Source organism: Pseudomonas sp. P7758, from assembly GCF_013386485.1.
GTDB lineage: Bacteria > Pseudomonadota > Gammaproteobacteria > Pseudomonadales > Pseudomonadaceae > Aquipseudomonas.
Genome location: NZ_JACARS010000122.1, coordinates 1 through 11,073, shown reverse-complemented (window position 1 = coordinate 11,073; position 11,073 = coordinate 1). Strand labels below are relative to the sequence as shown.

Genomic DNA, 11,073 nt, shown 5'->3' with positions numbered 1-11,073 from the left:
CCACAGAGGGTTTCACCATGAGCGAACAGCCTTCAGACCGACGCCGTTTCCGACGCATTGCCTTCGACGCCAGGACCGAGCTCACGCAAGACGGCCGTGTCTGGTCGGTGCAATTGGTGGATTTGTCGCTCAAGGGCTTGCTGGTGCAACGGCCGCAAGAATGGCACGGCCATCGCTACGAATCGTTCGATGTGGACATTCATCTCGACGCCGAGACCGACGTGAAGATGCAGGTGCGGCTGACCCACGACGATCATGGGCAGCTCGGCTTTGTGTGCGAACACATCGACCTCGACTCCATCAGCCACCTGCGGCGGATAATCGAGCTGAACCTCGGTGATCAGGCAGAGCTGGAGCGGGAATTCGCCGCCTTGCTGGAGACCTGAACATGTGGGAGCTGGCTTGCCTGCGATGGCGGTGTGTCAGTTTGCATATCAATCAGCTGATACACCGCCATCGCGGGCAAGCCCGGCTCCTACAGGGGTGATGGGTGGCTGGCGACTATTCGAACAGGGCATCCAGCGCCTGCTCCAGGCGCGTCACCCCGATCACTTGCAGCCCCGGTGGCATTTCTTTCGGCGCATTGCCCTTGGGCACGATGGCGCGCTTGAAGCCGTGCTTGGCCGCTTCCTTCAGGCGCTCCTGCCCGCTGGGCACCGGGCGTACTTCACCCGACAGGCCCACTTCGCCAAACACCAGCAAGTCATGGGGCAACGGCCGGTTGCGCAGGCTGGACATCACCGCCGCCATCAACGCCAGGTCAGACGCGGTTTCCAACACCTTGACCCCGCCCACCACGTTGAGGAACACGTCCTGGTCATGGGTGGGAATGCCGCCGTGGCGGTGCAATACCGCCAGCAACATCGCCAGCCGGTTCTGGTCCAGGCCCAGGGTGACACGACGCGGGTTGGCCAAGTGGCTGTCGTCCACCAGCGCCTGGACTTCCACCAGCATCGGCCGGGTGCCTTCCCACGTTGCCATCACCACACTGCCTGGGACTTCTTCCTGGGCGCGGGTAAGAAAAATCGCTGACGGGTTGGAGACTTCTTTCAAGCCCCGGTCAGTCATGGCGAACACACCCAACTCGTTGACCGCGCCAAAACGGTTCTTCACCGCCCGCAACAAACGCAACCGCCCGTCGGACTCGCCTTCGAAATACAGCACGGTGTCGACCATGTGTTCCAGCACCCGCGGGCCGGCCAGTGCGCCTTCTTTCGTCACGTGGCCCACCAGGAAAATCGCCGTGCCGCTCTGTTTCGCATAGCGCACCAGCAGCGCGGCACTTTCCCGCACCTGGGACACGCCACCCGGTGCCGATTGCAGTTGCTCGGTGAAAATCGTCTGGATCGAATCGATCACCATCACCTTGGGCTTTTCCAGGCGCGCGGTGGCGATGATGCTTTCGATGCAGGTTTCGGTCATCACCCGCAGTTGGTCCTGAGGCAAGCCCAGGCGGCGCGCACGCATGGCCACCTGCTGCTGGGATTCTTCGCCGGTGACATACAACGCCGGCATGCGGCTGGCGATGCTGCACAGGGTTTGCAGCAGGATCGTGGATTTACCGATGCCCGGGTCACCGCCGATCAGTACCACCGAACCATCCACCAGGCCGCCGCCCAGCACCCGGTCCAGTTCACCGGAAGCGGTGGAGAAACGCGGGATTTCTTCGACGCTGACTTCGGCCAGGGTCTTGATCTGGGTTTGTTGCCCGGTCCAGCCGGAACGGCCACTGGGGGCCACGGCGCCGCCGCTCTCGATCATGGTTTCGGTCAGGGTGTTCCACGCACCGCATTCCGTGCACTGGCCGGCCCACTTGGGAAAGGTCGCGCCGCACTCCGTGCAGCCATACATGCGCTTGGCCTTTGCCATTTGAGAACCTCCAACCGAAAAACCGCGATGATAGCTCAGCGCGGCGCCGGGGTACGGATTTCACCGCTGGCCAAACGTGAAGCGCTGTTACCGATCGGGTCTTCGGCATTCAGATCGGCGCCCTTGGCTTTCAGTTCATCCAGCAGTTCCACGCGTTTGAACAGCCCGGCATACATGGCCGCCGTTTGTCCGGCGCCGTTGCGCTGGTCGGGGTTGCAGTCGGTGGCGAGCAGGCGCTGGGCGATTTTCAGCTCACCCTTGAAGATCGCGCCCATCAACGCGGTGTTGCCGCGTTTGTCCTGCACGCAGGCATCGGCGCCGGCGGCGAGCAATCGGTCCACGTAGGCACTTTCACCGTGATAGGCGGCGAGAATCAGCGCCGTGTAGCCTTTTTCATCCTGGGTGTTCAGCGAATAGCCGGATTCGATGAAGGTGTTGAGCATTTCCACGTCGCCACGGCGGGCGGCGTCGAAGTAGTAATCCTGCAGTTGTGCCTTAAGCGCGGCCGGGGCAGCTTGTTCGGCCAATACGCTGAACGACAAACACGCAAGGACAGCGCCTATAAAGATTCGCATGGCAAATTCTCAATGATGTGCCACCTGTAGGAGCCGGCTTGCCGGCGATGGCGTACTTGTGGGCGTTATCGCCGGCAAGCCGGCTCCTACAGGGAGCGTGGGCGGTTAGTCGGTCAGCTTTTCGGCCAATGCCTTGACGCGGGCCAGGTCGCCCTTGGCCACTTTGGTCACGCCTGTGCCGTACTCCGGATCCGCCTTGTAGAGGAACGACAGGATGATGTGCTTGCTCTCGTCATCGGTGGTGGCCAGGGAGCCGCCGAAGTTGTCGATCAAGTCCTGACGCTCTTTCTTGTTGAACGAGCGGTACAGGTCGCCGGCCTGCTTGAAGTTCTGCTCACGCTGGATCTTCGCTTGCTGGGTACTGCCCGACAGGGCCGACTGGCTGTACCGCGCGGTTTGCGGCTCTTCCCGTGGCAGCAGGCGGCTTGGCTGGTAGTTCACGCCAGTGGTGGTCTTGCCGAAATTCATCGCGCCGTCCTGGTTACCGTTGTTGACGGTCACCCGGGGTGCGTTGATCGGCAGTTGCAGGGCGTTTGGCCCCAGGCGGTACATTTGCGTATCGGCATAGGAGAACACCCGGCCTTGCAGCAGGCGGTCTTCCGACGGCTCGATGCCCGGCACCAGGTTGGCCGGCGCCATGGCGACTTGCTCGGTTTCCTGGAAGACGTTGGCCGGGTTGCGGTTCAGCACCATCTGCCCGACTTTGCGCTCCGGCACGTCCGGCCAGATCTTGGTGGCATCCAACGGGTCGAAATCAAACTTGGCCAGGTCTTCCGGTTTCAGCACTTGCACATACAGGTCCCACTTGGGGAAGTCTCCCTTATTGATGTGCGTGACCAAATCATTGGTCATATGGCTGTAGTCACGGCCCTGTACTTCAGTCACTTGTTTAGGATCGAGGTTCTTGATGCCTTGCAGGCTCTTCCAGTGGAACTTGACGTAGTGCACTTCGCCCTTGGCGTTAATCAACTTGTAGGCATGTACACCGTTACCGTCCATTTCCCGGTAACTGGCTGGAGTACCGGAGTCCGAGTACAACTCGGTCAACGTACGAGTGGACTCCGGAACATGGGAAAAGAAGTCAAAGCGACGGGAATCATCGTCCAGGTTAGTGCGCGGATCTGGTTTAAAGGCGTGAACCATGTCCGGAAACTTGATCGCATCGCGAATAAAGAACGTCGGGAAGTTATTACCGACCAGGTCCCAATTACCTTCGGCGGTGTAGAACTTGGTGGCGAAGCCGCGCGGGTCACGCAGGGTTTCCGGCGAATGGTTGCCGTGAACGACCGCAGAGAAGCGCACAAATACCGGCGTGGCTTCGCCGGCGGCAAACACCTTGGCCTTGGTCAGGTCGCTGAGGTTATCGGTGACGGTGAAAGTACCGTGAGCGCCGGTGCCACGGGCGTGCACAACGCGCTCCGGAATACGCTCGCGATCAAAGCGCTGCAACTTCTGGATCAGTTGCACGTCTTGCAACAGGACCGGGCCATTCGCACCGGCGGTTTGAGAGTTCTGATTGTCACCGACCGCCGCGCCATTATCGCGCGTGAGGTTGGCGGCGTGTACGGACAGCGAAAGAAGACTGGCGCTCACTGCAAACAGCACCTGTCGCGCAGAAATAGGCCCGCGGCTAATAGGGTTTTTCATCGAGGTATCCTCTGGTTTTTTTAGTGCATATTGAGTTGTGCTTGCCAGAGGCTAGTGACCCGCGAGTCAGAAGATAAATAGAAAAGCCGTACCACCCCGATAAAGAAAATAGTGTGGTAACCCACTGAAATAGCGGGTATTCCGCGCGCGATTGGTGGCACTTTGCAAACTATTTGCGATTTAATGTGTCGATAAAAACGGACACTGTTAGCAGTTGTGTCGAGCAAGCCTCGCCACACTGTCTTACACTGGCTTCTACCTCCTCATCTGTAACAAGGAATAACCTATGGGCGTGTTAAGTGAGTTCAAGGCCTTCGCGGTCAAAGGTAATGTGGTCGACATGGCGGTCGGTATTATCATCGGCGCCGCCTTCGGCAAAATTGTTTCATCCTTTGTAGGCGACGTGGTGATGCCACCTATCGGCCTGTTGATCGGGGGTGTCGACTTCGGCGACCTGGCCGTAACGCTTAAAGCCGCCCAGGGCGATGCGCCGGCCGTCGTACTGGCGTACGGCAAGTTCATCCAGAGCGTGATCGACTTTGTGATCGTTGCGTTTGCGATCTTCATGGGCGTGAAGGCCATCAACCGCCTGAAGCGTGAAGAGGCCGTGGCACCTAGCCTGCCGCCGGTCCCGACCAAGGAAGAAGTGCTGCTGGGGGAGATCCGCGATCTGCTCAAGGCACAGAACAGCAAGCCCGAGTAAGCTCGGCAAAAAGTAAAGGCGCCTGCAGGGCGCCTTTGTTTTACCAGTAGTTTTCTACCGCGACCTGCCCCGGACGGCGGGTCAGGCTCAGTTGCATGTCGCGCTGTTTCAGCAACTGACGCGTGTCGTCGATCATCTGCGGGTTACCGCAAATCATCACCCTGGAATGCTCGGGGGTCAGCTCGATGCCTGCGGCGCGCTCCAATTCGCCGTTCTCGATCAGGGTGGTAATCCGCCCATTCAGCGCGCCCGGATGTTGCTCGCGGGTGACAATGGGAATGTAGGTGAGCTTGTGGGCGTATTCTGCCAGGTACTCACGTTCGCCCAGTTCATGGATCAACGACTGGTAAGCCAGCTCCCTTGCTTCGCGGGCACTATAGACGAGGATAATCCGCTCGAATTTCTCCCACACTTCGAAGTCCTGCAGGATCGAGAGAAACGGCGCAATACCGGTCCCGGTGCCCAACAGCCACAGATCACGACCATCCACAAACCGGTCCAGGGTCAAAAAGCCCGTGGCCTGGCGCTCCACCAGCAAGGTATCGCCTTCCCGCAGGCGGCTCAGCTCACTGGTGAACTCACCGCCCGGCACCACGATGGAAAAGAAGTCCAGGTGTTCATCAAAGGGCGAGGACACCACCGAATAAGCACGCCACACAATGCCGCCATCGGCCTTGGTCACCCCCAGGCGCACGAATTGTCCGGCGCGAAAACGAAAACCAGGGTCTCGGGTAGTGCGCAGGGTAAACAGGCTGGGAGTCAGCGATTTCACGTCAAGCAGGGTCTGGCGGGTGTATTTTTCAGCACTGGCCGTCATGGGAAACTCCATTTGCAGAGGCCCCTAGTGTCCCCCAAAGCGCCGCCTGGAAACACCGATGGTTTGTGCTGGCATTGCCGCTGCCCATTGTGGCAACCGCTGGGCGGTACTAAATATTTGGCTATTAGTCGCCTTCCAACAAGCCATTAGATGAGGGAGTGCAACTAAATATCAATAAGGCGCATTTAGAGCAAGTTCTTAAAACTAATGGAAAAAAATCTTATCGAACGCCTGAAACCTGTACACCGTAGCCAGGTTGTACAAATGTTATTGGCCTAACGCCCGCTTGAACATAACCAAATTTTTATTTCGAGCTGTAGCCGTTGTCCTACACTATTTTTTCACGTTGTAACCGGGGGCCTTGGAAGTACCCCATGTAAAAACCGTTCGCATGGAGAGTTACCGATGGTCAACTGGCACAACACTCGCCTGCCCAAACTCGAAGGGGAAAGCGAAATAACCAGTATGTACGAAGCTGCCCTCAACCTTACCTACGAGCTTGGCTTCCAATACTGCGCATTCACCCTTAGTTCCCATCTACCCAACAACCAAACGAAAACTATCAACCTCAACAACTATTCCAATGAATGGAATACGCTGTACAGACAAGAGCACTACTTTGATCTCGACCCTGTGGTTGCGCATTGCAAACGCTCGGTTCTACCGATCGTATGGGACGAGAAAACCTTTTCTTCGGTACCGGACTTATGGGCCCATGCCCAGTCCAACGGACTGAATTTCGGATGGACCCAATCGGTTCATGACTTCCAGGGTGTTTTCAGCATGTTGAGCCTGGGGCGTGCCACCGGCCCAGTGGGCCCTGAAGAACTCTATGAAAAAGCCGGGCAAGTGCTCTGGATTTGCCACGCCATGCACGCGGTGGTGGCCAAAAAATACGCAGACAATCCCAGCCCGCAAGCGCCCAGCAAATTGACCCCGCGGGAAACCGAAATCCTGCAATGGTCGGCCTTGGGCAAGACCGCCTCGGACATCGCCACCATCCTGTGCCTGTCCGAACGCACGGTCGGCTTCCATATCAGCAGTGCGATGAAGAAACTGGGGGTCAGTAACAAGATTGCCGCAGTGATCACGGCAGTCAAATGCGGGTTGTTTTAAACACCGCATGTAATCCAGGGGAAAAAAACGTAACATTTGCGGCCAGTTCCGGGTGATGACGCGAGCTCCTGATGCGCCTCGCGTCGCCGCTCACCCCGATGGTTCGCTTACCCAGAGTCTCCCCCGCCATGCCCCTGCTCGACAGCCCCTTCGCCCAACTCGACCTGATCCGTCAGCCAGAACAGCACAACGACCCGCTGCAAGCGTTTGATGCAGCCGATGAGTATTTGCTCAGCTACCTGGCGGAACAACAGCTGACGACGGCGACCCGCGTACTCGTGCTCAACGACAGTTTCGGCGCCCTGGCGGCCAGCCTCGAAGGGCATGTGCAGGTCACCTCCAGTGGTGACTCGTTCCTCGGCGCCCTGGGCCTGGAGAAAAACCTGGCGCGCAACGGCAAGGCTTTCGACGCGGTAACGTTCCTGCCCGCCAGCCAGACACCTGCCGGGCCGTTCGACCGCGTACTGATCCGCGTGCCGAAAACCCTGGCCCTGCTCGAAGAACAATTGATTCGCCTGCAAGGTCAACTGGCACCCGGCGCCGAAGTGATTGCCGGGGCGATGGTCAAGCACCTGCCACGGGCTGCCGGCGAACTGCTGGAGCGCTACATCGGCCCGATGCACGCCTCACTGGCGGTAAAAAAGGCCCGACTGCTGATCGCCACCCTGGCCGATCGGCCACACGCCGTATCGCCCTACCCGACGCGCTACAGCCTGGAAACCCCGGCCATCGAACTGCTCAACCACGCCAACGTGTTCTGCCGCGAAGGCCTGGATATCGGCACCCGGGCCTTCCTGCCGCACCTGCCACAAAACCTGGGCGGCGCCCGCGTAGCCGACCTGGGTTGCGGTAATGGCGTCCTGGCGATTGCCAGCGCGCTGCAAAACCCCGAGGCGCAGTACACGCTGGTCGACGAGTCTTATATGGCGGTGCAATCGGCGGCCGAGAACTGGCGCGCGGCGCTGGGCGAACGTGACGTGCTGATTCGCCCCGGCGACGGCCTGGCCGATCAGGAAGCGCAGTCACTGGATGTGGTGCTGTGCAACCCGCCGTTCCACCAGCAGCAAGTGGTGGGAGACTTCCTCGCCTGGCGCATGTTCCAGCAGGCGCGGGAAGCGTTGGTAGTGGGCGGCGCCCTGTATATCGTCGGCAACCGTCACTTGGGTTATCACACCAAGTTGGCGCGGTTGTTCCGTGGCGTCGAGCAAGTGGCGACCACGCCGAAGTTCGTGGTCCTCAAGGCGCGCAAATAAAAAAGCCCTCCACAAAGGAGGGCAATAGTTACAACGGGATGTCAGTGGGTGGTCAGGCCCGCGGCATTCATGAACATGCGCATCAGGCTGGCCACTACGAACAGGGCCAGGACGCTGCCGGTCCAGATCATCGCCAGCCAGCCCAGGCGCTGCCAGAGCGGCTTTTTCTCGGCCTGTTCGATGTCGTGCAACGAAGGTTTGCCGGACATGAGTCAATCCTCCTAGTGATAACCGTCTTCGTGGGTGACCTTGCCGCGGAACACGTAGTAGCTCCAGAAGGTGTAGCCCAGGATGAACGGAATGATGAACAAGGTGCCCACCAGCATGAAGCCCTGGCTTTGCGGCGGTGCGGCGGCGTCCCAGATCGAAACTGACGGCGGGATGATGTTCGGCCACAGGCTGATCCCCAAGCCACTGTAGCCAAGGAAGATCAGCACCAGTGTCAGCAGGAACGGCGTGTAGTGCGCATTGCGGGCCACGGCGCGAATCAGGCCGTACATGGTCACCAGCACCAGGATCGGCACCGGCAGGAACCAGAACAGGTTCGGCAGGGTGAACCAGCGCGAGGCGATTTCCGGGTGGGCCAGCGGCGTCCAGAGGCTGACGATACCGATCACCGCCAGCACCACGAAGGCCAGGGGCCGAGCCAGGTTGTGCATCTTCTCCTGCAAGCTGCCTTCGGTCTTCATGATCAGCCAGGTGCAGCCCAGCAGCGCATACGCCACGATCAGGGCCACGCCGCAGAACATCGTGAACGGCGTCAGCCAGTCCAGGGAGCCACCGGCAAACTGCCGGTCGACCACCGGGATGCCATCAATGAACGCCCCCAGCGCCACGCCCTGGAAGAACGTCGCTGCCAGCGAGCCGCCGATGAAGGCCTTGTCCCACAGGTGACGCTTGTCGTCCTTGGCCTTGAAGCGGAACTCAAACGCCACGCCGCGAAAGATCAGCCCGATCAGCATCAGCATCAGTGGCAGGTACAGCGCCGAGAGCACCACCGAATAGGCAAGCGGGAACGCGCCAAACAACGCCGCGCCGCCGAGTACCAGCCAGGTTTCGTTGCCGTCCCACACGGGGGCGACGGTGTTCATCATCACGTCACGGTCGGTCTTGCCCGGGATGAACGGGAAGAGAATGCCGATCCCCAGGTCGAAGCCGTCCATGACCACGTACATCATGATGCCGAAGATGATGATCACGGCCCAGATCAGCGGAAGATCAATACCCATGGCTCAGTTCCCCTTGTTCAAGGTGTCGCCGTGATCGGCATCGGCACTGTCATCAGCCGCCGACAACGGACGCGCCGGTGTGCGTTTCTGCCCAGGGCCACCGTGAGTAGGCTCGGTGCTTTCGTGGGTCACAGGCCCTTTGCGCACCAGGCGCATCATGTAGCCCAGGCCCGCGCCGAACAGCGCGAAGTACACCACCACAAACAACACCAACGTAATGCTCATCTGCGCAAAACTGTGGTTGGACGAGGCGTCCGCCGTGCGCATCAGCCCGTAGACCACCCACGGCTGACGGCCGATCTCGGTGGTGAACCAGCCGGCGAGAATCGCGATCAGGCCGGACGGGCCCATCCACAGCGCCAGGTACAGGAACGGCTTGGACGTGTACATTTTGTCGCCACGGCGCAGCCAGAGGCTGAACAGGCCGGTGAAGATCATCAGGAAGCCCAGGCCCACCATGACCCGGAACGACCAGAACACGATGGTCGAATTCGGACGATCCTCAGGCGGGAACTCCTTGAGGGCCGGCACCTGCTTGTCCAGGGAGTGGGTCAGGATCAGGCTGCCCAGGTATGGGATTTCCACCGCGAACTTGGTTTTTTCAGCCTTCATGTCCGGCCAGCCGAACAGGATCAGCGGCGTGGGCTCGTTGCCGATATTTTCCCAGTGGCCTTCAATCGCGGCGATCTTCGCCGGTTGATGCTTGAGGGTATTCAGGCCGTGGAAGTCACCGATGACCGCCTGGATCGGCGCAACGATCAGCGCCATCCACATTGCCATCGACAGCATGGTGCGGATCGCCGGGTTGTCCTTGCCGCGCAGCAAGTGCCAGGCCGCCGAGGAGCCGACGAAGAACGCGGTAGCGACGAACGCGGCCGTGGCCATGTGCATGAGGCGGTAGGGGAACGACGGGTTGAAGATCACGGCCAGCCAGTCGGTTGGAATCACCCGGCCATCAATGATTTCAAAGCCCTGTGGCGTCTGCATCCAGCTGTTGGAGGCAAGAATCCAGAAAGTCGAGATCAGCGTGCCGACGGCCACCATCACCGTGGCAAAGAAGTGCAGCTTGCGTCCGACCTTGTTCCAGCCGAACAGCATGACCCCAAGGAAGCCGGCTTCGAGGAAGAACGCCGTGAGCACCTCATAAGTCAGCAACGGCCCGGTGACGGCACCGGCGAAGTCCGAGAAGCGGCTCCAGTTGGTGCCGAATTGATAGGCCATGACCAGGCCGGAGACCACGCCCATGCCGAAGTTGACGGCAAAGATCTTCGACCAGAAATGGTAGAGGTCACGGTAGGTGTCGTTGTGGGTCTTGAGCCACAGGCCTTCCAGCACCGCAAGGTAACTGGCCAGGCCGATGGTGATGGCCGGGAACAGGATATGGAATGAGATGGTGAACGCGAATTGAATTCGGGCGAGATCTAGCGCCTCCAAACCGAACATAAGTCTTCCTCTGTCAGGTAATACCGAATGCTGGCTGGAGGCCTGCACCCACTGCCCCCACGGATATGGAGTGTGGCGAATTCAAATTCGTTTCTTTTTATAACCAACCACGCAGGGATTCTGGCCTTGCGGCCGCCAGAGCAATCCCGGCGAAGGTTTTGATCTGGATCAAGCATTGCTGAAAGAGTAGTCCCATTTTCGCGAGAGCAAGGCGTGGTCTTTTGCCGCGTGACAGGTTGCCTCAGTGGTCACTGGGTGTTGTCTTTGGTGAGATTGGGCGTGTTTTGGGTGTATATCCGTTATTTGGGTGATGGCTGGTATTGGTTCCGCTCTTACAGCGGCTCACTTTTGAAAAGCGCAAAAGTAAGCAAAACGCTCTTGCCCCACCACTCGGCACCTCGCCTAGGCTCGGTGTGCCCTC

General features: G+C 59.5%; 11 protein-coding genes. 4 read left to right on the top strand and 7 right to left on the bottom strand.

The annotated features are described in order from the left end of the window. Window positions 1-17 precede the first annotated feature (17 nt). Entirely contained in the window at window positions 18-386 is a 369-nt protein-coding gene (locus tag HX873_RS24010) for a PilZ domain-containing protein (RefSeq protein ID WP_177123312.1), read from the top strand. 115 nt (window positions 387-501) lie between these two features. On the opposite strand, the gene radA is transcribed toward HX873_RS24010, so the two are convergent. The 3 genes from radA to katB all read right to left on the bottom strand — a co-directional run bounded on the left by radA (window position 502) and on the right by katB (window position 4,091). Further along, entirely contained in the window at window positions 502-1,869 is a 1,368-nt protein-coding gene (gene radA, locus HX873_RS24005; RefSeq protein ID WP_003215821.1) for a DNA repair protein RadA, read from the bottom strand. Window positions 1,870-1,904: 35 nt separating this feature from the next. Beyond that, window positions 1,905-2,444 (bottom strand): ankyrin repeat domain-containing protein, encoded by a 540-nt coding sequence (locus HX873_RS24000; RefSeq protein ID WP_102369936.1) that lies wholly within the window; start codon window positions 2,442-2,444, stop codon window positions 1,905-1,907. 105 nt (window positions 2,445-2,549) lie between these two features. Next, window positions 2,550-4,091, bottom strand: coding sequence for a catalase KatB (gene katB / locus HX873_RS23995; RefSeq protein WP_003215817.1), 1,542 nt, complete (start codon window positions 4,089-4,091; stop codon window positions 2,550-2,552). A 286-nt stretch (window positions 4,092-4,377) separates the two neighbouring features. Here katB and mscL point away from each other — a divergent pair, with 286 nt between their 5' ends. After that, a complete protein-coding gene (gene mscL / locus HX873_RS23990) occupies window positions 4,378-4,794 on the top strand; it encodes a large-conductance mechanosensitive channel protein MscL (RefSeq protein ID WP_003215816.1) in 417 nt (138 codons plus the stop codon). Between the two features lie 40 nt (window positions 4,795-4,834). Here the strand turns inward: mscL and HX873_RS23985 are convergent, their stop codons facing one another. Then, entirely contained in the window at window positions 4,835-5,611 is a 777-nt protein-coding gene (locus HX873_RS23985; protein WP_177123311.1) for a ferredoxin--NADP reductase, read from the bottom strand. A 405-nt stretch (window positions 5,612-6,016) separates the two neighbouring features. On the opposite strand from HX873_RS23985, the gene HX873_RS23980 reads away from it, so the two are divergent. Then, on the top strand, window positions 6,017-6,727 hold the full coding sequence (locus HX873_RS23980; RefSeq protein WP_003215813.1) for a LuxR family transcriptional regulator: 711 nt from the start codon (window positions 6,017-6,019) through the stop codon (window positions 6,725-6,727). Window positions 6,728-6,855: 128 nt separating this feature from the next. Next, on the top strand, window positions 6,856-7,980 hold the full coding sequence (locus tag HX873_RS23975; protein WP_003215811.1) for a methyltransferase: 1,125 nt from the start codon (window positions 6,856-6,858) through the stop codon (window positions 7,978-7,980). A 41-nt stretch (window positions 7,981-8,021) separates the two neighbouring features. On the opposite strand, the gene HX873_RS23970 is transcribed toward HX873_RS23975, so the two are convergent. Genes HX873_RS23970 through HX873_RS23960 form a run of 3 tightly spaced genes read right to left on the bottom strand, consistent with a single transcriptional unit; the run spans window position 8,022 to window position 10,652 of the window. Next, a complete protein-coding gene (locus HX873_RS23970; RefSeq protein ID WP_003215809.1) occupies window positions 8,022-8,189 on the bottom strand; it encodes a DUF2474 domain-containing protein in 168 nt (55 codons plus the stop codon). Window positions 8,190-8,201: 12 nt separating this feature from the next. Next, on the bottom strand, window positions 8,202-9,209 hold the full coding sequence (gene cydB / locus HX873_RS23965) for a cytochrome d ubiquinol oxidase subunit II (protein ID WP_008432810.1): 1,008 nt from the start codon (window positions 9,207-9,209) through the stop codon (window positions 8,202-8,204). 3 nt (window positions 9,210-9,212) lie between these two features. After that, window positions 9,213-10,652 carry a cytochrome ubiquinol oxidase subunit I gene (locus HX873_RS23960; protein ID WP_008432808.1) on the bottom strand — a complete coding sequence of 480 codons (1,440 nt, stop codon included), beginning with the start codon at window positions 10,650-10,652 and terminating at the stop codon, window positions 9,213-9,215. Window positions 10,653-11,073: the final 421 nt, after the last annotated feature.

Bases quoted from the DNA above. Each gene is read 5' to 3' on its own strand.
- HX873_RS24010 (WP_177123312.1), top strand. From the start codon at position 18: ATGAGCGAACAGCCTTCAGACCGACGCCGTTTCCGACGCATTGCCTTC.
- radA (WP_003215821.1), bottom strand. From the start codon at position 1,869: ATGGCAAAGGCCAAGCGCATGTATGGCTGCACGGAGTGCGGCGCGACC.
- HX873_RS24000 (WP_102369936.1), bottom strand. From the start codon at position 2,444: ATGCGAATCTTTATAGGCGCTGTCCTTGCGTGTTTGTCGTTCAGCGTA.
- katB (WP_003215817.1), bottom strand. From the start codon at position 4,091: ATGAAAAACCCTATTAGCCGCGGGCCTATTTCTGCGCGACAGGTGCTG.
- mscL (WP_003215816.1), top strand. From the start codon at position 4,378: ATGGGCGTGTTAAGTGAGTTCAAGGCCTTCGCGGTCAAAGGTAATGTG.
- HX873_RS23985 (WP_177123311.1), bottom strand. From the start codon at position 5,611: ATGACGGCCAGTGCTGAAAAATACACCCGCCAGACCCTGCTTGACGTG.
- HX873_RS23980 (WP_003215813.1), top strand. From the start codon at position 6,017: ATGGTCAACTGGCACAACACTCGCCTGCCCAAACTCGAAGGGGAAAGC.
- HX873_RS23975 (WP_003215811.1), top strand. From the start codon at position 6,856: ATGCCCCTGCTCGACAGCCCCTTCGCCCAACTCGACCTGATCCGTCAG.
- HX873_RS23970 (WP_003215809.1), bottom strand. From the start codon at position 8,189: ATGTCCGGCAAACCTTCGTTGCACGACATCGAACAGGCCGAGAAAAAG.
- cydB (WP_008432810.1), bottom strand. From the start codon at position 9,209: ATGGGTATTGATCTTCCGCTGATCTGGGCCGTGATCATCATCTTCGGC.
- HX873_RS23960 (WP_008432808.1), bottom strand. From the start codon at position 10,652: ATGTTCGGTTTGGAGGCGCTAGATCTCGCCCGAATTCAATTCGCGTTC.